Annotated in this window: 20 protein-coding genes; 7 read left to right on the top strand and 13 right to left on the bottom strand. The window is 51.9% G+C overall.

Annotated elements, in window-relative coordinates; translation table 11 throughout:
* Nucleotides 1-40 precede the first annotated feature (40 nt).
* Entirely contained in the window at nucleotides 41-1,267 is a 1,227-nt protein-coding gene (gene aroQ / locus HBA55_RS04305) for a gamma subclass chorismate mutase AroQ (RefSeq protein ID WP_166987549.1), read from the bottom strand.
* Between the two features lie 100 nt (nucleotides 1,268-1,367).
* Nucleotides 1,368-2,321 (bottom strand): LysR family transcriptional regulator, encoded by a 954-nt coding sequence (locus HBA55_RS04300; protein ID WP_166987546.1) that lies wholly within the window; start codon nucleotides 2,319-2,321, stop codon nucleotides 1,368-1,370.
* Nucleotides 2,322-2,446: 125 nt separating this feature from the next.
* Between HBA55_RS04300 and HBA55_RS04295 the strand changes: the two genes are divergently transcribed.
* Together HBA55_RS04295 and HBA55_RS04290 are read left to right on the top strand one after the other, a co-directional pair.
* Nucleotides 2,447-2,659, top strand: a complete 213-nt coding sequence (locus HBA55_RS04295) for a hypothetical protein (RefSeq protein ID WP_166987543.1) — start codon at nucleotides 2,447-2,449, stop codon at nucleotides 2,657-2,659.
* Between the two features lie 6 nt (nucleotides 2,660-2,665).
* Nucleotides 2,666-3,601 (top strand): sodium-dependent bicarbonate transport family permease, encoded by a 936-nt coding sequence (locus HBA55_RS04290; protein WP_166987540.1) that lies wholly within the window; start codon nucleotides 2,666-2,668, stop codon nucleotides 3,599-3,601.
* Nucleotides 3,602-3,621: 20 nt separating this feature from the next.
* On the opposite strand, the gene HBA55_RS04285 is transcribed toward HBA55_RS04290, so the two are convergent.
* The 4 genes from HBA55_RS04285 to nhaA all read right to left on the bottom strand — a co-directional run bounded on the left by HBA55_RS04285 (nucleotide 3,622) and on the right by nhaA (nucleotide 6,296).
* Nucleotides 3,622-4,194, bottom strand: a complete 573-nt coding sequence (locus tag HBA55_RS04285; protein WP_166987537.1) for a CBS domain-containing protein — start codon at nucleotides 4,192-4,194, stop codon at nucleotides 3,622-3,624.
* 74 nt (nucleotides 4,195-4,268) lie between these two features.
* Entirely contained in the window at nucleotides 4,269-4,625 is a 357-nt protein-coding gene (locus HBA55_RS04280; protein WP_166987534.1) for an HPF/RaiA family ribosome-associated protein, read from the bottom strand.
* An 11-nt stretch (nucleotides 4,626-4,636) separates the two neighbouring features.
* Entirely contained in the window at nucleotides 4,637-5,110 is a 474-nt protein-coding gene (locus tag HBA55_RS04275) for a hypothetical protein (RefSeq protein ID WP_166987531.1), read from the bottom strand.
* Nucleotides 5,091-6,296, bottom strand: a complete 1,206-nt coding sequence (gene nhaA, locus HBA55_RS04270) for a Na+/H+ antiporter NhaA (protein ID WP_166987528.1) — start codon at nucleotides 6,294-6,296, stop codon at nucleotides 5,091-5,093. Before nhaA ends, HBA55_RS04275 begins: the two co-directional genes overlap by 20 nt.
* 137 nt (nucleotides 6,297-6,433) lie before the next feature.
* Between nhaA and nhaR the strand changes: the two genes are divergently transcribed.
* Nucleotides 6,434-7,348, top strand: coding sequence for a transcriptional activator NhaR (gene nhaR, locus HBA55_RS04265; RefSeq protein WP_166987524.1), 915 nt, complete (start codon nucleotides 6,434-6,436; stop codon nucleotides 7,346-7,348).
* 160 nt (nucleotides 7,349-7,508) lie between these two features.
* Here nhaR and HBA55_RS04260 read toward each other — a convergent pair whose 3' ends face one another.
* Together HBA55_RS04260 and qhpR are read right to left on the bottom strand one after the other, a co-directional pair.
* Nucleotides 7,509-8,957 (bottom strand): cytochrome-c peroxidase, encoded by a 1,449-nt coding sequence (locus tag HBA55_RS04260; protein ID WP_206019508.1) that lies wholly within the window; start codon nucleotides 8,955-8,957, stop codon nucleotides 7,509-7,511.
* A 223-nt stretch (nucleotides 8,958-9,180) separates the two neighbouring features.
* A complete protein-coding gene (gene qhpR, locus HBA55_RS04255) occupies nucleotides 9,181-10,227 on the bottom strand; it encodes an AraC-like transcriptional regulator QhpR (RefSeq protein ID WP_166987521.1) in 1,047 nt (348 codons plus the stop codon).
* A gap of 176 nt (nucleotides 10,228-10,403) precedes the next feature.
* Between qhpR and HBA55_RS04250 the strand changes: the two genes are divergently transcribed.
* The 4 genes from HBA55_RS04250 (at nucleotide 10,404) to HBA55_RS04235 (ending at nucleotide 15,419) form a co-directional block, all read left to right on the top strand.
* Complete coding sequence (locus tag HBA55_RS04250; RefSeq protein WP_166987518.1) at nucleotides 10,404-12,578, top strand: TonB-dependent receptor; 2,175 nt, start codon at nucleotides 10,404-10,406, stop codon at nucleotides 12,576-12,578.
* A gap of 17 nt (nucleotides 12,579-12,595) precedes the next feature.
* On the top strand, nucleotides 12,596-13,750 hold the full coding sequence (locus tag HBA55_RS04245) for an MFS transporter (RefSeq protein ID WP_166987516.1): 1,155 nt from the start codon (nucleotides 12,596-12,598) through the stop codon (nucleotides 13,748-13,750).
* A 48-nt stretch (nucleotides 13,751-13,798) separates the two neighbouring features.
* Nucleotides 13,799-14,911, top strand: coding sequence for a DmpA family aminopeptidase (locus HBA55_RS04240; RefSeq protein ID WP_166987513.1), 1,113 nt, complete (start codon nucleotides 13,799-13,801; stop codon nucleotides 14,909-14,911).
* 133 nt (nucleotides 14,912-15,044) lie between these two features.
* Entirely contained in the window at nucleotides 15,045-15,419 is a 375-nt protein-coding gene (locus HBA55_RS04235) for a nuclear transport factor 2 family protein (RefSeq protein ID WP_166987510.1), read from the top strand.
* 39 nt (nucleotides 15,420-15,458) lie between these two features.
* On the opposite strand, the gene HBA55_RS04230 is transcribed toward HBA55_RS04235, so the two are convergent.
* The 5 genes from HBA55_RS04230 to speB form a co-directional block, all read right to left on the bottom strand.
* Nucleotides 15,459-16,436: a GlxA family transcriptional regulator gene (locus HBA55_RS04230; RefSeq protein WP_166987507.1), complete on the bottom strand. Its 978-nt coding sequence runs from the start codon at nucleotides 16,434-16,436 to the stop codon at nucleotides 15,459-15,461.
* A 122-nt stretch (nucleotides 16,437-16,558) separates the two neighbouring features.
* The gene (locus tag HBA55_RS04225) at nucleotides 16,559-17,668 is read right to left on the bottom strand and encodes a C45 family autoproteolytic acyltransferase/hydrolase (RefSeq protein ID WP_166987504.1); all 1,110 of its coding nucleotides are present in this window, start codon (nucleotides 17,666-17,668) and stop codon (nucleotides 16,559-16,561) included.
* Complete coding sequence (locus tag HBA55_RS04220; RefSeq protein WP_166987501.1) at nucleotides 17,668-18,879, bottom strand: MFS transporter; 1,212 nt, start codon at nucleotides 18,877-18,879, stop codon at nucleotides 17,668-17,670. Before HBA55_RS04220 ends, HBA55_RS04225 begins: the two co-directional genes overlap by 1 nt.
* Nucleotides 18,880-18,948: 69 nt before the next feature.
* Nucleotides 18,949-21,375 (bottom strand): TonB-dependent receptor domain-containing protein, encoded by a 2,427-nt coding sequence (locus HBA55_RS04215; protein ID WP_166987498.1) that lies wholly within the window; start codon nucleotides 21,373-21,375, stop codon nucleotides 18,949-18,951.
* Between the two features lie 47 nt (nucleotides 21,376-21,422).
* Complete coding sequence (gene speB / locus HBA55_RS04210) at nucleotides 21,423-22,394, bottom strand: agmatinase (RefSeq protein ID WP_166987495.1); 972 nt, start codon at nucleotides 22,392-22,394, stop codon at nucleotides 21,423-21,425.
* Nucleotides 22,395-22,479: the final 85 nt, after the last annotated feature.

Here is a 22,479-nt window from a genome sequence, read left to right as displayed (position 1 = left end):
ATTGGGGTGCCCGGCTTGTCGGGCAGCTCGTTCCTGCCTGTTACTCTAATGCACAAGCGGAACAGAACTCGCTTAAACGCTTGGCTACCAGCCCCTCTCCCAATCGCAATTCGAGCCAAGTATCAACAAATTCCTTAAGTCGAATATCCGGCTGCATTAAATAGGCTTTTTGCTGGTAGGTAAGCGTAGAGGCCACCGGCAGGCAAAGCTCCGGGTGTTTGTGCGCCTGCAGCTGCGCTTCGATGCGGTCGGTGACCATGACATCCGCCTCTCCGCTTATTATCCGCGCGAAGATGGTGCGGTTATCCGGGTGCAGCAACTTGCTGGCTTGTTTGATCTGTGTATCGACAAAACGCTCGTTGGTACCGCCCGGATTCACGATCACCCGCACTCCGGGCTTATCAATCTTGGTAAGACTGGAAAAGCGTTTCGCATCTGTGCAGCGGCTGATGGCCGTTTTACCACCTATGTGATAAGGCCGGGAGAAAAAGCCCAGTCGTTGACGCGGAAGAATTCGAGAAACACCACTCATGGCAATATCGTATTTGCCCGCCTGCAGATCTGCGGTCAGGTCGGGCCAGCTGGTAGGAACTAAAAGCAACTTCACACCCAACGCCTGGGCGAGATCCCTAGCCATTTCAATATCCATTCCGCTATATTCCGACTCGCCCTGCGGACGATAGGAGAAGGGTGGATAGTCACCTGTGGTGCCCACACGCAACAGATCACTGTCGAGAATTTGAGTAAAACGATCAGGGTAAAAATCAATCTCTTGCAGAGCCTGAGAGATCTTTTTACTACTTTGCTGAGAGAGCCCCTTAACAGTTAGGGTTGCAATATCACTGAGTTGACCTGTCTCTTGAATGCGCCCAAGCTCTGTTATCAGCGCCGTGCCCAATGTCAGCAGCTGCGGTCGAACCACATTGACCAGATCAGGAACAGCGTCGGGCAACGTTTCGCCCTGCTGCCAGCGCTTGAACCAATAGTTCTGAACCTCCTTGGCGGCTCCGATCTGAGCACGAAAGAACGCCTCACTACTGGCGACGGTTATGCCGTGTACGAGGCCTTGATGCACGGCAGCTTGTAGAACTCTCTCTTCTCGCGCCAGATCTTCTACGGGAAGATTGCGTTGCCATTTATAAGCCGCAACCGCCTGCATCAACCGCAAACGGTCTGTGATGAGAGACTCCACAGCCGTACTCGGTGCCGCCCGGCACAATGTAGTGGCCAGTAAACCTGCCACAAGAATCAATATTCTTGCCGCCATCCTCCACTCCCTCCTCAGGATGAATGCCAACTCGGATTTGAAGCGCATTATAGGCGCCAGGCGCGCCTGCCCCACAATAGGAGAATCCTTTGCCAGAAAACTACGCCTTGGGCGAATTGAGATGCTTGGCCAACTCTGCCTGCAAGACATCTTTACCCTCCTCTTCGACATAGCTCAAAAACTCCGACGCGATGACCGTTCGGCGCTTGGATTTCGCCCAAACAAAGAACCAGTGAGAATCAATCGGTAATTCCTTAACCGGCAGCTTGACCAGCCCGGATTGTCCCCCATAGGTCAAAGTATGAGCCGAGAGAATGGAAATCCCCAACTTGGACATGACCGAGTGTTTGATGGCTTCGTTACTATCAATGGTCATCTTGATATTCAACTGTACCTTGTGCCGGCGCATGAACTCCTCAATCGCGTGCCGGGTGCCCGACCCCTGCTCGCGCATCAGGAAGGGCTCGTCAAGCAAATCGGTGATCTTGAGCCGCTTGCGTTTAGCCAGGGGGTGGTCTTCCGGCGCGATGGCCACCAGAGGGTTATCAACAAACTCGATAGTTTCCGTATCCATATCCTGGGGTGGATGACTGAACACAAAGAAGTCTTCAACCCCCTGCTTCAGACGCTCCACAGTTTGCTGGCGATTGCCCACCTTCAGCTGGATATCAATTCCCGGATAACGCTCGCAGAACGGTCCCAACAAGTGCGGAATAAAATACTGCGAAGTATTGACCACCGCCAGCCGCAATGTGCCGGACTGCAGCTCACGCATACTGTTCAGTGACCTATCCAGCCGATCAAAGCTGTCCAATACTTCGACAGCGGTTTTCACCAGCTCCAGGCCTTCGTCGGTAAAGACCAGTTGCCGATGGGAGATATTGTAGAGAGGCATACCGATGGCTTCTGACAGCTTCTTCATCTGCATGGAAACGGTGGGCTGCGTCAGATAGAGCGCCTTCGCCGCACGGTTGATGCTGCCCTGGTCGTGTACCGCCAGCAATATTTCCAGTTGGCGTAGGGTACCCACATGTGCGTGTAAACGAGATTTCATACTATTTATCAATCATGATATAGATAATTATCTATATTAAAATTAAACAATATCTATTTTTAACTATATTTGATATCGCTCAGAATGGCCACCCGAAAATCGACAAATCTGGAGGCGACCTTATTATGAATACCAGGCAATTTGCATTTAGTCTATTCGTTGGTGTGGTACTGATCGGGCTGGGTCTTGCCATTCTCGGCAAGGCATCGGTGGGCATTAGCCTGGCGGCATTGGGGCTGGCGATCATTGTTCTGAGCCTGCTGAACCGCCCCGGGGCTGCCACAGAAGATCAGGGGCAGCTGTTGCCCATCGCTATTGAAATCAAGCCGCGGGACTGAACCGACATGAGTCTCGATGTCGGTATTGCCTTCTTTATTCTCGGCGTGATCGCCACTCTGATTCGCGCCAATATCCAGTTTCCGAAGGGGTTGTATCAGTCCCTGATTTTGTTTTTGATGCTGGCCATTGGCCTCAAAGGTGGAGTCGCGCTGGCGCAACACGCCTCCTGGGCGCTGATCAGCCAATCAGCCTACGTTCTACTGTTAGGAGTGTTGCTGCCTCTGATTGCGTTTCCGATTCTGTATTTTATCGGTGGGCTCAAACGCTATGATGCCGCCTCCATTGCGGCCCACTACGGTTCGGTCAGTGTGGGGACTTATGCCGTGGCGGTCGCCTTTCTGGAAGCACAGGATATTCACTATGAGGCTTATATTCCCTTGTTTGTGGTGTTACTGGAAATGCCGGCAATCGCCGTGGGCATCGCCCTTGCCAGGAACAAAGCGGATGACAAGCAAAATACCGGCGAAGTGGTCCACGAAGTGTTCTGCAACCAGGGCATGGTATTGATGGTAGGCGGGTTGCTTGTCGGCTTTATGGCCGGTGAGCGCATTGAACGGGTAACACCTTTTTTCTTTGATCTCTTTAACGGGGTTCTGGCGCTGTTCCTGCTGAAGATGGGTATGATGGCAGCCCAGCGAATTGATGAAATCAAGCGTCTGGGGAGCTTTATGCTGGCCTTCGGCGTGGCTATGCCCCTGGCAGGTGGACTGGCAGGTTGCCTGCTGGGACTGATGATCGGTCTCTCCTCTGGAGGAGCCATCCTGCTGTCGGTACTCGGCGCCAGTGCGTCTTACATTGCCGTACCCGCTGCCATGCAGGTTGCTCTGCCCCAAGCCAACCACAGTCTCTCGATCAGTGCCTCACTGGGAATCACCTTTCCGTTTAACGTCCTGATTGGCATCCCCACCTTTACGGTGCTGACAGAGCTAATCGCCGGCTGACGCAATTCGATACAAGCAACTCAACACCACAGGGACAGTGGTGGATTTGCGGTCACACAGCGCAACACATCACTGCGGGAAACAATCCCGATAACTACCCCAGAGTCCTGTACGACCGGCATTGAATAGAGCTCTTCTTCGAGCAGGAGCGTCGCCAGCCTGCGGACATCCGTAACAGGGTCTACCGCATAGGTTCGGTGGTCTGACGTCAACAGGAGGTGATCAAGCGTGCAGCCAAACCGGTGCCTGGTGAAGTCTTCGGCGGCAAGCAGCTCGTAGTAGTGCAGCCGCGACAGCGCACCGCAAAGTCGACTACAGGCATCTACGATAGGAAAGACCTCGTAGGGATGGGATTGAAACTGCTCTCTGGCCCGATGCAATGTCCAGTGAGCCGCCAATGTTTCCACCGGTCGGGTCATGATCTGGTGGACATGACACACTGGCTCGGGTTGCCCCCGATCACTCAACATCGCCTTGTAACGGTCTACAGCTGCCTGCGACACCTGAGCGAGAGAGCGGTCATCTGCAACTTGATCGGACACAGCATTGTCGGCGTTGCGCCGCAATTGAGCATTGGCGGAGAGCTTCTCCACGCGTCGCAGCTCCTCCAATGCACCAGAGAAGAGACGACCACGTGGACTAAAAACTGAAAACATGGGGTATGGCGCTAGAGGTTCTCAACCAACCCCAACTCCTGCTCTGCCGGCAGTTTTCTGGCCAGCACTTGTCGACGTTTTAGTCGACGACTGAGGCATTGGCCGGCTCGGGTAATGGCACGATCTATAGCCACCACCAGAGTATCCCGCTTTTCGGTTACCACGATTGGTTTAAGTCCAAGCGGTTTAATCACGACCTTGCATTGCTTGTCGACGCCCGCCTTGGGTCCATTCAGATCCGTCAGGGTAATAGCGGCGCTGTCGATATAATGACGCAGCCGCGAAAAAGTGAACGAGAAGCGGCGGTCAATGTAACCAATAGTGTCTCCACCGCCGTTCATGTTTCGAAAATAAATATCCCACTTCATGGTATTACCTCTCAACAAATGTCTTTTACCAGCAGATAGTCCCTTAATGCACTAATCAATAATGTTCGTTGCTCTCCGGTGTAACCCAAGTCATCCGCAATGTACCCCAGGTGGATGGACTGCTGATGACTGTCCGTCTGGCAGCTCTGTCGTTCTGCAATTCTTTCCAGCCGCTTAAGTTGGCCACCGGCTCTGGTTTGCAAAGCCCGCTGTTCGAACGTTTTGCCGTCCTCCTGGCGTTCAAAGGTTATCAACCCCTGCTGTTCGGCGTCCTGTTGTTGAGTTGCCAACCCGCGAAAATAGCCACTGATATAGTGTTTACATTCCCGATCAAGTGCCGGATTGGATTGCTCAGCTAACAGTGACTGGCACGCCTGTTTCAAACTCACCTGAGGCAGCTTGTCAACAATGGTGGCTTGCGCCGGGGTGGTTAGCGCCGTGAGCGCTGCGAAGGATACGACCAGTTTAAGGTTTTGCCATTTCATAGCGGACCTCCTGAACAGGCTGCTTTGCTGTAGATTTGTGTAAGATAAAACTGCCCAGTAACGCAGATAGGATCGAACCAAACAGCACACCGATTTTGACACTGTTGAGATAAGAAACACTCATTTGATCAAACGCCAGTGAGCCAATAAACAAACTCATGGTAAAGCCGATACCACACAGCGAGGCCACGCCATACAACTGCATCCAACTCGACCCAGTGGGGAGCTTGGCAAGGCCGGATTTGATGGCCAGCCAACAGGCACCAAATATGCCCACCTGATTGCCCACAAACAGACCCACGGCGATGCCCACAGACACCGGGTTAAGCATCTCCTGAATGCTGATGCCAATCAGGCTGACACCCGCATTGCTGAAAGCAAACAAAGGCAGAATAAAGAACGCCACCCAAGGTTGCAGGCCGTGCTCCATAGACTTCAGCAGGGGTTCTCCGTGTTCATTATTGATATTCAGAGGCACTAGCAGCGCTACGGCAAAACCCGCCAAGGTCGCATGGACACCGGATTTCAGTACCGATGCCCATACCACGATACCAATCAGCACATAGACGCTTTGATAACGAACCCCAAGGCGATTGGCCGCAAATAGCAGAGCCAGGCCTACCGAGGCCACAATCAGAGACAACACTGAAAGTTGGGATGAATAGAAGAGGGCAATAATGATGATCGCGGCAATGTCATCAAAAATAGCAACCGACAGCAAAAACAATTTCAGGCTGATCGGTACCCTGCGACCAAACAGACTCAGTACACCCAGTGCAAACGCAATATCGGTTGCTGCCGGTACCGCCCAACCCCTTGCGGTCACGGGGTCTCCGCCGTTAAACAGGGTATAGATAATAGCCGGTGTTATGACTCCGGCCAAAGCGCCGATTGCAGGCAGAATGATCTGGTCACGAGAAGATAAATGGCCATCAACCAGTTCCCGTTTGACCTCCAGGCCAATCAGGAAGAAAAACAGGGCCATCAGGCCATCGTTGATCCACAACAGGAGGGGTTTATCGATAGAAAACCCACCGGCCACCACGGAAACCGGAAGGTTGTGAAACTGCTCATAGGCGCTGGCCAAGGGTGAATTGGCAATGATAATGGCCAAAACAGCCGCCGCCACCAGCAATATGCCACCGGCAGCGTCATGCTGCACCATTTGTCTAAAGGCTTTCGTCACCTCAAAGCTCCATAATCAACGGTAGGGTACCTGGAACCCAGACTCTAGCGCCCACCCCCTATCAATAAAAGTCGATTATTATTGAGATATTCATCGAAAAAAACGTATTATGAAAAAACCACTCTGGAGATTGCGACATGGTTCAGCAGCTTAACTACAATCACCTTCGTTATTTTTACGCCATAGCGAAAGAAGGCAGCATTGCCAAAGCTGCGGAAACCCTGCACGTTTCGCCACAAACCATCAGCGGTCAGATCTCCGTTTTTGAAGATTATCTTGGGGTTCAATTATTCGAGCGCAAGGGCAAACGCCTGGTGATGAACGAAACCGGCCACCTGGTCTTCAGCTACGCTGAAGATATTTTTGCGCTGGGTGCGGAGCTTCAGCAGACCATAAACTCCCGGGACGCCAGTCAACCATTCATATTTAATGTCGGTGTGACCGATGTTATTCCAAAAATGTTGGCGGTCAATATTTTGAAGAACGCCTTCACGTTGGAAGGCCCTATTAAATTGGTTTGCCGCGAAGGCGACTACGATTCACTGCTGTCGGAATTGGCCTTGAACCGGCTGGACCTGATCCTGTCCGATCGCCCACTGGCCCCGAATGTTCCCATCCGCGCCTACAATCACCCCTTGGGCGAATGCGGCTTGAGCTTTTACGCCGATGGCCGTACCGCCAGAAAACTACGAAACCGGTTCCCCGAGTCACTGCATCAACGACCTTTCTTAATGTGTGGGGATAAATCCAATCAAAAGGTCAATCTGAATTCCTGGTTCGACCAGCAACAAATCTATCCTGAGGTAGTGGGCGAATTTGATGACAGTGCGATGCTGAAATACTTCGGGCAATCCGGTTATGGTGTTTTTTGTACCCCCAGCATTATTGAACAACATGTGACCCGACAGTATGGTGTCTCTGTGATCGGCAGAACAGAGCAGGTGATGGAGCGGTTTTATGCGATATCACCCGAACGTAAGCTGGTCCACCCCGGGGTCAAACTACTGGTGGATGCGGCGAAGGAGATCTTCGCCAGGGAAAAGAGCAATTAGTGACCATCCGGAAACCAAACTGTCACAAGTCCGTATCGAATGGGCTATATTCGTAGGGTGGATTAGCAAAGCGTAATCCACCTTTAATCTGCTGCTCTCCCGGCAATCGGTGGATTACGCTTTGCTAATCCACCCTACCCATCAGAGTAAATATCACGCTCTAGTCTGAGACAGGCAATCCACTGGGTACTGCGGCAGGTATATCACCACTCAAATCAACAGCGGCCGGATCCGTCAAGGATTTCAGAAATTCGACGATATCGGCCACCTCCTCATCAGTCATACTCGCCGGTCTCAAGCGACGCTCTCCCCGTGCCGCCTCAGCGATGGCCGCCAGTCTTTGCGGATCGTCCATCACCACAAAGTCAATTGCGTCCAGATCCGGCCTAGACGGCAGCACGGCCTGGGATCGATCGTAGTTCTGCAATGCACTCACCGGATTGATATAGTGGCGAACCATGGCTTCCAGGGTGCCATAAGCCCCGGCGTGGCCATAGGGCGCGTTCAGCTCCACATTGCGAAGAGAAGGGGTGCGGAACAGGAAACGGTCAGCGGGATCACCGGTTACCCGCTCGCGACCGAAATCCTCGCGCCCATCACTGTAGCCTTCGGAATTGTCACCTTTGCCCGGACCAATTTGCGGCATAGCGATGGCGTGAAAGCGGTTATCCGTTTGCAGACGGCCACTGTGGCAGCGGTTACAGCCTTTTTCGTTAAACAACTCCATCCCTCGCAGTGCCGCTTCACTCATGGCGTCCTCACCGCGTCGCTGTTGATCGAAAGGAGAATTACGCCCCGACCAGGCGTCCTCTTCAAAGGCGGCGATGGCGTTGGCGGCCATGACGAAGTCGATGTCCTCAGGGCTGGTCACCTGCTCGGGATAGGCCGCGCTGAACAATTCGAAGTAACCGGGTATATTACGCAACCGCTCTGCCAGCAGCTCCCAAACACCACCGGACCCAGCCAGATCTCCCGCAGCCGCAGCGTCGGCGAGTTCGTTTTCGCCGGCCTGACCAGCCATTTCCACGCCCGAGGTGACGGGAAACATCGCCTGTACCGCAATCACATTATTCAGCCCCAGAGGCAGGTCGTTACCCGCAGGGCTGAGAAAGCCGGAAGGCTGCTCGCCATCAATCTCCACACGCCCATCATGGAACAAATGACGCAGGTTGGGCTGCCCCAGGTTGAACAAAGCCGGTGAATTGCGGGGAACTCTCTCATGTACGGCATCCTCGCCGGAGCCTGTATCCCGGAGTTGTCCCAGCCCCTGTCCGCCTTCACCGATGGACAGCGAAAGAGCATCAGCGGTGTGAGTCAACGGATGATGACAAGTCGCACAGGAAATATTGCGGTTACCACTGAGTTCCTTGTCAAAGAATAACATTTGTCCCAACTCAATCTGTTCCGCCGTGCCCGCTCGATTTCGGTTGTTGTTTCGGTCACGTCGATCACCGTCGCGCGGATTATCGTTGTTGGCATCGCGAGCATCTCGCGTCATTCTGCCATCGCGATTGTCGGGAGGGCCTTGCGGTACCTGTGCCTGGCCCGGAAGGGCCAATGCCGCAAAGACCATTGCCATCGGAATATGTACGCGCATAAATTTGTTCATCGGGGGATCCTCTTCTCGGGTTAGCGCATGTAAAAATAATGCACCACAATTGCCGTCGAAATGTGCAATAAATAAGGATTCAATGAGCAAATTCTGAGTCTTGTGACAGCTATCACACTCATTATGTCAAGCGGTTGGACTGATGACGCTGATCAACGCACAACATCAGGAGACGGGGTTGACCGCCAACCTTGTAGGAAATTGCATTTCTTGGGATAACATTCTATAAATGGGTCTGGTGCTGCATCCGGTATTCACTCGGTGAGACCTTCTCCCAACGCTTGAAAGCACGGTTGAAAGCGGCGATATCGGAATACCCAAGCAGGAAAGCGATATCCTGCAACGGCATGTTCGATACGCTCAGGTAATTTTTCCCCAGTTCCCGTCGGATCTGTTCGACTAGTCCCTTGAAGGTAATTCCCTCCTGGGAAAGCTTGCGTTGCAGCGTTCTTCGACTCATGTTCATGTGCTCGGCTATCTCTTCGATAGCAGGAACACCTTCACTGAGTTGTTCTGCAATTTGATTTTGCATTGCGTTCAGCCAATTCTTGTCAGAAGGTTGCTGGCGCAATTTCAGCAATTCTTCCAGTGTTGACAGAAGTGACTGACTCAGCAGTTCATCGGCATTCTTGACGGCAAGATCAAGGCAGCTTTTATCAAATACCAACTGATTGGCGTGGTGATTGAAATGTAGATTGTCGCAGATCAAACGCTTGTGTTCAGACAGGTCCTCCGGCGCCGGATGCTGAAAGTAGGCTTCATCCGGTCGCCAATCGCTGTCGATACAATCGCGAATAAATATCAGACTTGCCATCAGGGTCATTTCGGAATCCTGACGGCTGGGAGGCAGATTTTTGTTGGTCACCCGATAAGACAAAATGGCTTTGGTAGCGGTAGTGGCGAGGGCGTGCTCCATGTCATTTTGAAAAAGACAGTAATAGCGCATGACCATATTGAGCGCATCGCCCAGGGTCTTGCTGTTGATCAAGGCGTATCCCAGCACGCCCAAATGTCGGTAATCCAGTTTTTCGTAATAGTGCAGACCGAGGTCAGGGTCGTGGAGATATTTGGCTCCCTCTTCCATCAGAAGCAAGAAGTTTGCCATAGAGATCTGCTCCTGAGCCTCGATCTCCTTGCGCTTGAGCTGCAATGATGCCAGAAACGCATCTACGTCGGCATTGGCGACCTTTTCCATATAGTCGAACAGCAGAGAGGCGAACACGCTGTTAATACAGGGTTGATGTAGAGAGAATTCTGGTTCCACCGTCATAAATCGTCTCTGGGCTGAGCGTGCCAGATGTTGGCATGCCCGGCCTATGTCTGTCAGATGGGGGTAGTTTAGCATCTGTATCTGCACACATACACAACCCGATGCCCATGTTCAGGTCCGGATAGACTCAAGTGGAATTGACGGGCAACGTGATAATAATGACTCGGAGAACAATCATGAGAAAGCGCCTTCCTATCAACTGCAGAGTCGCGGCCTTATCCGCTGCCATCGGCACTCTGGCCTGTGTGGCTCCGGTTTATGCGGCTGAGCCTGAGTTCGCCCTTGAGGAGGTTGTAGTCACAGCCCGAAAGCGCGAAGAAAGTGCGGAAGACATTCCGATTGCCATTACTTCAATGGGCGAAATGGCGATCGAAAACACCGGGGCTACCGCCATGGATGATTTGGTCGGAAGCGTACCGAACCTGGCGATGGATCCTAATGGCAACTCGCTGAATTCCTGGGGAATGCGGGGTATCGTCAGTGTCACCCGTAATGCCGGCCAGGAGAGTGGTCTGGGTGTCTATATCGATGGGGTCTTCGCCGGTCGCCCGGCATCCTTTAATTTTCCCATGAACGATATTCAGCAGGTTGAAGTGCTGCGCGGACCTCAAGGGTCACTGTTTGGCCGAAATACCATTGCCGGCGCGATTAACATTACGACCAAGAAGCCTACCGATGAACTTGAGGCACGGATCAAGGTTTCCTTAGGCAACTATGAACGTCAAGACCTGCAGGCGAGTGTCTCAGGCCCATTAATCGACGGCGTACTCTCTGGCAAACTCAGTGGTTTTTCCTTCCAGCGAGACGGTTATGTAGACAATTTTTTCGATGGCGACAGTTACATGGACGACGATCGCGTGGGTGGCCGCGGAGCTCTTTACTGGACCCCCTCTAACAACCTGGAGATGAGCCTGTCGGTAGATTATCTGGAACAGGATAACCGGCAATTATTCGGCCAGACACTGGAACCTATATTGAATGCCTTTGTTCCTGATTGGTACCAGCCCGAGGCCTATAAAGTGAATCAAAATGATCCCAATCGAGAACAGATTGAGTCGGGCGGCATCGGACTGACAGTCAATTGGGATCTGGAGTCTGGCTTTACCCTGACATCAATCACTGCCCAACGGTTCGCGGATTTTAAGTTGGTGGCCGACGATGACGCCGGTCCTATAACGTTGAGTTATTCTCACTTTCAGGATAATTCTGACACCTTCAGTCAGGAACTGCGCTTGACGTCACCTTCTAATGACAGCTACGACTACATTGTCGGGCTGTATTATCTGGAACAGGAAGTGGACGCCAATCGTATCACTGCGGTTGTACCTTATCCGGACAACTCCTTTGGTATATCCAGCAAAAGCTCTGTTGACAGTGAGGCCTGGGCCATATTCGGGACTGCCAATGTCTATTTGACCGAGGCACTGACATTTACTCTCGGACTGAGGTACACCGATGAACAAAAGCACAGTGACTTCACCCAAGTGGATAGCGCCGGGGTGGGTTTCCCCGATCTCAGATTTTCACCCGCGCAACAGGATGATGCCTGGTCCGGTGATATCAGCCTGGGCTATGTGCTAAGCGAGACCACCAACCTCTACGCTTCCGTTCGAAAGGGCGTCAAAAGCGGTGGTTTCCAAACCGATATTGTCGATTTTACCTCCGAAGATTTATTCGTCTTTGGCCCCGAGGAGGCCATTTCCTACGAGCTGGGGTTTAAAGCCACACTTCTTGATCGTCGACTGCGTTTTAATGCCGCGATGTTCCGTACAGAGTATGACGATATGCAAGTCGGCCAACTACTGGGCCTGGGCTTTACCACTACCAATGCCGGTCAGTCAGAAATCGATGGCTTGGAGTTTGAACTGGAGTGGATGGCGAGCCAAAACCTGGCGCTGGGATTGAGCCTGGGATTACTGGACCATAAATACACCTCCTACCGAGGCTGCAACGGTGCCGCTGTAAATTGCGATGGCAATGCTCTGCAGCTGGTATCCGACTGGTCCGCTGCCGCCAATATCGATTACACCCACCCACTGTCCAACGGCGCCAGCCTCGATTTCCATTTCGACTGGACCTCTCGGGACGAGTACTTTACAGATGCGGTCAACGACCCGGATCTGGTAGTGGAACAGCGATCGCTGTTGAACGCCCGAATCGGTTATACCACAGCTGATGAAATGGCTTCGGTGTATCTGTGGGCAAAGAACATCACCGATGAAGAATACGACTCCCTGTTGTGGAAGTATCCGATTACGCCGCTGGCATTCGGTGAGTCTACCACCGGTCTTGAAAGGCTTGTCGGTGAACCGCGAACCTACGGTGTTGAACTGAGTTATCGCTTTCAATAACGACTTGGGGTGGTAGCATGACTCAATCGACCGATGTAGGACAGCATTCAAATGTGGTGGCTGCCGTCGCTATCAGCGTGATTGCCATGTCGGCTTTTCTGATACTGCCGCTACTGGTCGGAGCGGCAGCCGAATCCCTGGCAATGACCGAGGTACAGTTAGGCTATATGGCTGCCGCTTGCATGAGCGGCTCTGCCCTCAGCTCCATCGCTGCCATTTTTTGGATTCGCCGCGTTCACTGGCGCTGGGCTGCGGGTGCAGCGCTGTCAGTCATGCTGATTGGGAACGCTGCTTGTCTGTGGCTGACAAATATACCACTGTTTATTGTTGCACTGTGGTTTGTCGGTCTCGGCGGTGGAGCCGCCTACTCCATCGCATTGACAGTTTTATCCGATCAACCCCAGGCGGATCGATGTTTCGGATTGTCAGTGGCGGCGCAGGTTACTTTTCAGATTGTCGGTTTATTATTTCTGCCGGATGTCATTCAACGGTATGGCCTGGAAGGCATACTGCTGACACTGATGATCTGCCTGATCCTGGGCATGATATTGCTGCCCTGGCTACCCGCTGCCGGCAGGTCGGTTACCCAAAGGCAGAAATTTGCTGTGACTTTAAGCCCTCCCGTACTTCTGGCGTTGCTGGGATGCTTCATGTTCTTCTTCAATGTCGGTGTGGTGTGGACTTACATCGAGAGAATGGCTGTAAATTCCGGAATGCCTATGGAGATCATTGGACAAAGCCTGGCGATCGGTGTTGCGTTTGGAGTACCGGGCGCACTGCTGGCTTCCCTGTGCGGAGAGCGCTTTGGAAGGCTCGGTCCGCTCACCGTGGCTGCCTCAATTTCGGTGCTGTCCCTTTTGTTATTGAGCGGCAGCTTCTCCAGGACTGAATATGTACTGGGCCTGGCCTTATACAACTTTAGCTGGAACTACTCCCTATCTTATCAGTATGCGGTAGTGAATAACGCCGACAACAGTGGGCGCAGTGTTGCAGTAGCCCCCGCATTTCACGGCATGGGTTCAGCTTTGGGCCCCGGGGTGGCCGTATTGTTTATATCTGCGGAAAGCTATTTGGCCGTAAACGTCCTGGCCTGCATCGGTGTACTCGCAAGTTTGCTGTTGTTTGGCTTGGCGACAACCCGGCGCTGCCAACAAGACTCCGTGCCAATTTGAGAAATTCCGACACGTTCAGTGTCCGCAATAGAGTGAGTGAAGATACCCATGAAAACCAGAGCCAGAGACTTAGGTCTGCCTTTGAATGGAACTCCCGGAGCCTGGAACGCCATCACCGACGTTCCCGGCGTGGAGTTAGGTTACAGCACCCTGGTCGGTAAAGCGGAGCTTACCGGAAATCCGATGTACACCGGTGTTACTGCAATCCTTCCACGTGGCCGCCAGCAACGCCCCAATCCGGTCTGGGCCGGCCAGTTTGACTTGAACGGAAACGGTGAGCTGACAGGCTCACACTGGATAAAGGACGCCGGTTATTTTAACAGTCCAATCTGTATCACCAACTCGCACTCAGTTGGAGTGGTTCATGACGCAACCACCGCCTGGATGATTGAGCAACACCCTGAGTATTTCCATGAATATCACTCCTGGGCGCTGCCAGTCATCGCAGAAACATACGACGGTCTTGTCAACGATATCTGCGGTCAACACCTCAGATCCGAACATGTCATGGAGGCTCTGAATTCCGCCCGCTCCGGCTCCGTGGAGGAGGGCAATGTGGGCGGTGGTGCCGGCATGCAAACCTATGAATTCAAAGGTGGATCCGGCACCAGCTCGCGATTAATCGATATTGCGGGCAAACGCTATACCGTGGCAGCCTTTGTGCAGTCCAACTACGGCCTGCGCCCCGAATTCACCGTGTGTGGCGTTCCCGTGGGCAGGCATCTGACGGACAATGCCATCATTTCAAACACCACCGGACATGAAACCGGCTCAATTATCGTGATCCTGGCAACCGACATCCCCATGCTGCCGATCCAGCTGAACCGACTGGCCAAACGCGGTGCTCTCGGGATCAGCCGCACCGGCAGCTACGGAGGTCACTTCTCCGGCGACATTATGCTCGCCTTCTCAACGGGTAACGATGTCCATATGCCGGCATTGGGTGCTGACCAGCCGCACTCATTCACCCTCGAATGCATTAATGATGCCCATTGTGATTTGATTCACGAAGCAGCGGTGGAGGCAGTAGAGGAGTCCGTATTGAACGCCATGGTTGCTGCCAGATCAGTACCCACATTTAAACCACCTGGCCATACCCTGGAGGCCATCGACCACCAGGCATTGCAGGCCATAATGAGACAGTACGATCGGCTTACCTGATATAAGAGATTGAATTGGCCAAATTTGAAGGGCAATTGGCGAATTATCATCGCCCTTAGGCGTTATTATAGCTTCGACAATTTACCGTAATGCAGGTTGTTATAGGCTTGTATTGCCCCCACAGGAGAATATTGTGTCAATCAACAACCAAGAAGCTGTAAGAAAAGTTGCAGAAGCTTATATCACAGCCACTTTTGAGGGCGATGTAGAGGCTTTAAGAAGATTGTTTGACGAGTCCGCCATCATGTATGGTTATCTTAACGGGGAATTGCTGAAAGCCGGGGCAGAGCCCTTTTTTGAGCAGATGGCGGGTACTCCATCACTAAAATCTTCCGGTGCACCCTATGATGCCGCCGTTGACTTGGTCGACGCAAGTGACAATATTGGTACCGCCATTATCACTGAGAAAGGCTTTGGCCCCTTCGAATTCACTAACTATCTCCATCTGCTCAAAGAAAACGACGAGTGGAAAATTATCAGCAAGACGTTTGAGAGCAGCCTGGCCTGACCATCAATTAGTTGGGGGTAGTCCATCTACTGGCAGTGCTCAAGCTTCTCGGTCACTGTTGTGCTGCTCCCGATACTGCTTAGGAGAAACTCCAAAGCTCCGAATAAAAGCCCTACGCATATTCTGTTGATCGCCAAAGCCGCTTGCCCGCGCGATTTGTTTGATGGAGTCGCTGGAGTTTGACAGCCCTTCACAGGCAACTTCCAGCTTTATGGCTTCAACGGTTCTGGCCGGAGTACATCCGACCGCTTCCTTGTAGCGCCTGACGAACGTTCTTACCGACATGCCGGCTACTTCGGCCAGCCGCTCAATTGAAAGCTCCGAGGTCAGGTTTTCAACAATCCAAGCATGTAGCTTCGAGAAGTGATCGTCTGATTTTTCCTGAAACGTCAATGGTGTACTGACTTGTGACTGGCTTCCGGATCGCTTCAGGTAGACCACCAACATCTTTGCCAACTGGACAGCTCTATCATGGCCTTCGTCTTCTTCGATCAGAGCCAGGGCAACGTCTGTCCCAGCTGAAAACCCAGCGGATGTCCAGAGGTTTTCATCCTTGATATAAATCGAACTCATATCGACGTCTATGTTCGAATATCTCTGTCTCAGGACAGCTTCTGCTTGCCAGTGGGTAGTCGCTCTCTTCCCCTCAAGCAAGCCCGCTTCGGCCAACAGAAAAGTACCTGTGCAAACACCGCATATTCTTCGAATCCCATGAGCGTGTTTTTTTAACCATGCAACTAGATCACCCGGAATGGGTGGATTGTGGGGTGGCCCTCCTCCAGGAACAATGATCGTATCGATTTCCCTATAGTCAATGCTATCCAGCCCAATGGTGCCTATACTCAGGCCAGACATGGACGTGATCAATCCGCCGGCAACCGAAGCCACCTTTATTTCATAGGGTTTCTTCTGTTTTTTGTTCCGGTATAGCGTACCTACGTGAAAAACATCTGCGGCCGAGGCTACATCTACCGACGTCACTCCTTCGAAAGCCAAGATAACGATGAGCCGGGGCAATGTGTATCTCCAGACAATACGGGTCGGTTTCACTCTCTTCCGATATGATTATACTTCCTGCTTCTAAGGCCGTAAACTTACCCAAGCATTGCTAAAAATTAGCCGTGGACTCAGTTCCTTCATCAATATTGATAGGCCTGGTAAGTATCTGAATAATCCGGATTCATAAAACGGGCCGCTCTACTTTCACCGAACTCTATAATCATTGATTGAAGTGTTTGAATGCCCAGGTCCGGATCGGCGTTGGCCTTTACAGGGGCTGTACCGAGTAAAGCGGCGGCTGATGAAGAGTCAAATGCATCGGCATTGGCCTCAATGGCGTCAACCGTGCATTCAAGCCGCTCCACCGTGTGAGCAACTGAGGGGCTTGTTACCGCTTCACGGCCCTGGAAGTAATTGTTCACCGATGCAAGATCATGGGACTTTAGCGCATGATTTGAGTGTGCCAGGTAGGGCCTGGCTATCGTTGGTTCAATAACAGCGACATCGTTCCTGGATACCTCAACACTCAATGCCCCACTGGCGTTGGCGATCATATAGTTCATGCCATAAGAATGGGGAACGCTCTGCAGAAATTGCGCGGCGGAATCCAATTCATCATGCTCCAGAATCAACCTTTGAGTGGCCATGCAGGTAAGACCACCTTCGCTCCAAGATCGACTCTTGGTATTCAACACCGTATTTACGGCAACCCCAAGGCCTTGATTATTGACGCCGATACCACTCACCGTTCCGGCAAAGCCATACATAAGTAGCTCCAGATCCGATTGAGGATATCGAATTCGGATTACCGCCTGAGCCCCATTGTAATAGTTGGCCCAGTCCATATTCTCTGCCAGAATATTATCCCGACTCTTCCTGTTTACGACAGAAAAGGTGGTGCAATGTGCGGCTCCTGGTCCCTTCTTGATGACCACGTCCAGTACTTCTTCCAGTAGATTGAAGGCAAAGATCTGATTAAAGGGTTGTTGGGAACCGTCAGCAATACCTCTTAACTCTGCGAGTAAATGCGGTGCATACTGTTCCCAGGAAGCCAGGTAATTGGATTGGGTCACCAACCTCTCAATAAGTTCATCCGGGGATTCACTGATCCGACTCCCCAACCACGCCTTAAAGTTAGCCAGTGATTCCGCTATGGGTGACTTCAGGATCTCACCATGCTGACGTCCTATTTCCAAGTGACTGTCGCCACTCAGTTCGAGATAGAAATTTCCACCTAAATCGCGTTGCATTATGACACCTGTACTCTAATGATGCGCTGGATACACAGAAACGTAAAAAAAAGACTGAGAACAACAGCAGCCATAGCCGCGTTCAGTAGTTCGGAATATTTGTGGTATTCAAGTAACCACGCACCAATCAATGGACCCGAAGCCCAACCCAACATGGATACAAAGTTGGCAGTTGCCGTACCTTTCCCTGTTGCATCAAGCAAGGCGCAGAGTCCGTACATGTAAGGTATCATCACTGTCACCGCAACCGCGAAAAGCAAGCTGGCATAGAGAAATACCTCAGCATTTGAGGCGTGATGCATCAGGTAAAATGCAGAAAGCATTGAACAACCCGCAAAGAGAATGGGTTTGGAATGACCTAATCGGGCTCCCAACAAGACCACCAGCATTGACGTTGGGATTGAAATCCAGAGACCGTAGGCCAAAGCCATATTCACCCAATCAACACCTAGACCCGCATCCAGACCGATCCTTTGTTGATAAGAAAATATGCCCAGATTGGCCGCTTGAAAAAGGAATATACCAATAAGTAAGAGCGTCAGAGGCAGGGCCTTCTGATTTTGTGAGTGTTTTACCTCGCCGTTAGCTGGCTCATGTTCCCGTATTGGCAGATTGGGTGAAAACGGAACTAGAGCCAGGCCGATTAAACTGTAACCCGTCATCAAAAAGAATAATCCGTAAGTCCCCCAATTTTCCAACAGCACTGGAAGAATGTAGATCACTCCTCCCCCGAGGGCCAATCCTAACCCAACGGCCAGACCATAAGCCCGGTCGGGCTGCTCAAGGCGAGCCATCATCGCATAGCTGGAGGTTGTGATTGCACCACCGAAAACTCCGGACAGGAAACGCAAGAAGATGAGAGATTGTAGTGACAAAGGAAGGGCTGAAAGACAATCCACCGCCATATAGAGAAGCAGAACCACCGCGATGGTTTTTTTCCAGGGAATTACCTTGACAACCATAACAGTCAGGAAAGCCCCCAATGCAGCACCGTAAATATTGGCGGACGCAACATAGCCGGCCTGCTGTTCACTAAAGCCCCGGACATCGATCAAGGTGCCGACAAGAGCCGGCATAATATTGATAAACAGCACTCCGGCATTGCTGATAAGGGCAAGCAGCACATAGGCCAATGGACTGCCAGATAGAACTGAAGTCGCCCATTGTCTCCTGCGCCAATCTCCGCCGTCACTCGTGGCGTTACTCCTCATATTTCTTCCTTTCGAGCACAATTATATTGGCGTTGCACATTGGTGACGGCTCCAATCAGACAATATCAATCAAAACCGATAAACCGCTCGCACTCCGGCGCTTCTGGGCCTGGCGGCTGCGTCTACATTTTCAATAACACCCCAGGTATATACAGCATTGTCCTCGTCAAACAGATTGTTGACAAATGCTGAAATCGTCCAGTTCTCTTCCTCGACACTGACGGATGCGTTCCAAAGAGAGAAAGAATCCAGAGTCCGTTGGCCCGGATTTGCTTGCAGAGCATTTTCGGCCTCCCCTTTGTACTGACCGTCCAGATGCCAGCGCAACTCCAGCGTGTTGCCAAGTGGCATATTGTAATCCAATGCAACATTGGCCATATGGTCCGCAACCCCCGGTAAGGGTGATCCATCCACTCCAATAACGCCACCGACACTGAAATCATCCGTCAATTCTGCCTCGGTATAATTGTAGCCGAATGTCAGCATCAGATTTTCCGTCAATTGTCCCCTTAACTCCAGCTCTATCCCTTCCGATCTGGCTGACTCACCGTTAACGACAGCGGGGAGGAATGCCGCACTGACAAACACATCGAGTTGCGGTTTGTCCCAATCAATCAGAAAAGCCGCAAGGGTATAGTCGAGCTGCCCATTCCATAAACTGCCTTTAACCCCGACTTCCCAGTTCTGGGTTTCGTCCGCCTCGTAGGGAACGGCATCTGCGGTAATGTCAAACGCCCCCACTGGCAGTGCGTTTGCGCCTCCATGGCGAAACCCTTCAGCCCACGTGAAGTAGAAATTGGTGTCGCTGTCGATTTCGTAGGATGTATTGAATTTGAATATGACATCTTCAAAACTCTCTGACTGACTGGAAGACGCAACCCCTCGTGTGTTTACGCCATCCTGAGAACAGAAAATGCCACAATTGGAGAATACCTGGAACATCTTTGATTCGTACTCCTGATCGAAGTAGCGCGCCCCAAGGGTGACCTGCCAGGCCTCGGTGACGTGCCAGGTTAATTCTCCGTAGAGGGCCATGTCCTCAAATTCAGTGTTTCGATCGTTAAAGAACTGACTGTTTTCATCTGAGGGATTAGCCACAAAGCCCGCCAGGAAGAAATCGTTGAAGGACAACCCCACTCCCCCGGGTACGCCCACGCTCGCACCCACCAGGGCATCCGTCCCCGGCGTATTTGCCCATTGCGCGTAACCCAGCAATACCTGATCCAAAATCAGGTCGGCTTCTTGCTTGTTGTAATAGGCACCGGCAATCCAATCGATCGAACCATCTCCGTTCGACACAAGGCGGAACTCTTGTGTAAAGTCCTCTCGATTACCGGGCTCATCGGCTGCAAATATTCCCCGCGGAAAACAACCATAGATAAAGCAGGGGCCAATGCTCTCATCAAGCTGTCCGACAATCGTCGTGTTATCTCGGAGCTGCTCAATCTCCATTTCCGAATAGGACGTGCTCGACGTGATTGTTGCAAAACCAAGATCCGCCTCTATATCTAAACTTATCAAATCAGCGTCTTGTTCAAAGTCATGCAGTGAAGGCACTTCAGAAATCTGATTTTCTTGAAAGGCAACGCGTCTGCTATCGCCGGAGGCTTCCAACGTTTGGTGATGATAAACAAAGAGAGCCTCAATTCGGTCGCTTGGCTGCCAGAGTATTGAAGCCCGGGCACTAAACGACTCCGTTTCATCGGTATCCTGTTGAGTGGGTGCCAATGCGGCTGGACTGCCCACAAAGTTCGCAGGATCTTCCAACACGGCAAAACCGTCGGAATCACGCCGGTAGAGTCCAACAGAGTCAATCACCCCACCATCGTTCTCATATGCCGCTGCCAGTCTAAAAGCCAAAGTATCGGATACTGGCAGGTTAATGACACCGTCTGCAGTGTAGGTCTGTTCATCCGATTCACCCAGAAACTCAACACCGGCGCTCACAGAACCTGAAACCGCATCGAACTCCGGACGATTGTGGATAAACCGCATGGTACCAGCAAGGGAACCGGAACCGTAAAGTGTGCCTTGAGGACCGCGCAATACCTCCACTCGGTCAACATCCGTCAGTTGGAGATTAAGAAACAGTGGTGTGTTATCCATGTAGGTCGAGACGGTTGGAACGGTCAGGTTAGCAAAGGCCGCACCGTTACCCTGTGTTGCGACATTTAAGCCACGTAGAACAATAGAGCTGTTCTGTGCATTGGCTCTTCCGCCTTGATCAGCGAACACCACGCCGGGTACGATTTTCATCAGATCCGCCAGGTTGCTGGCACCGGAGTCCTGGATCGCGCCGGAAGACACGGCGGTGATGTTATAGGGAATGTCCTGTACGGATTGGGCTCGCCGGGTCGCTGTAACGATAACCTCCTCAAGTTGAAGAATATCATCGCTTGTGAAACCCGATATTGGAGTCACTCCAAGCCCCAGGCCAACAATAGCCGCAGTCAGTGATTTGATTTTGAAACTTCTTTTGCTGTTATCTGAGATCACGGTACTCTCCTCGTTATATTTGTTAATAGTCCATATGACGGCAGGGTTCAGATGTTTCGAGCGTGAAATATGTAACCGATGCTGTTCATAAGCAGTTGAGCCGCCAGAATCGACGTAACGCCACTGGGATCGTATGCCGGAGCCACCTCCACCAGGTCCATGCCTACAATGTTGCCTTTGCTCAATTTCGCCAGCCCCTGAATGATTTCCAGCACCTCGTAATACAAAAAGCCACCGTGGCTGGGAGTGCCGGTTCCGGGGGCGATTGAGGGGTCAAAGCCATCGATATCAACGGTAATGTAATAGGACAGCCCGTCAGCGGTTGGAATACGATCCAGGACACCTTGCGTACCTAACCGTCTTACATCTCGGACGGAGAGGATGTCCGCGCCTGCTTTGCGCGCGTCATTAAAGTCATCTCTATTGGATGACGATACGTTGCGAATGCCCAACTGCGTCATGCCCTTAATATGGGACAATTCTGAGGCACGGCGCAGAGGGTTGCCGTGGCCGTAGCGGACTCCATGGCGCTCATCCACAAAATCCAGGTGTGCATCAAAGTGAATAATATGAATGGGACCTCTGCCTTCAAATGCCTGAATCACAGGGGCATGGATGGAATGATCCCCCCCTAAGGTAACCGGCATGACGTTGGATTCGAGCAGTTTTCTTACGGCGTTTTCGGTGTTCGCGTGACTGGCCTCCATATCGGTGTGAACAATATCAGCGTCACCAGCATCGACGATGCGAACTTCGCTCTCCGTCAGGTAGAGCACATCATCCTCGTGATCGTATGCCCCTGAATGCCCAAAGGAAAATAGCGTTGAGGCTTCGCGTATCGCTCTTGGGCCGAACCGAGCCCCGGAACGCCATTGAGTGCCCATATCATTTGGCGCCCCAAGAATGGCGACATCGGCGTCAATGTTGTCCCAGTTGGTACATATAGGGGATTTCGCAAACGTACAATGCCCAACAAAGGGCAAATTCAACCTGCCGCTTTCATAGTTGTTCCGATCCATAACTGCCTCAATTTCACCGAATTCTCTGTGGATGCTTGTTGCTACTCGGTTAATGTAAATGCTCTAATGGTTGGGTAAAATCCAT

Origin of the sequence: Pseudomaricurvus alkylphenolicus (assembly GCF_011683955.1) — a bacterium.
Classification (GTDB): Bacteria; Pseudomonadota; Gammaproteobacteria; order Pseudomonadales; family Cellvibrionaceae; genus Pseudomaricurvus; species Pseudomaricurvus alkylphenolicus.
The sequence above is the reverse complement of the archived record's forward strand: the minus strand, read 5'-3'. Positions and strand labels throughout refer to the sequence as shown.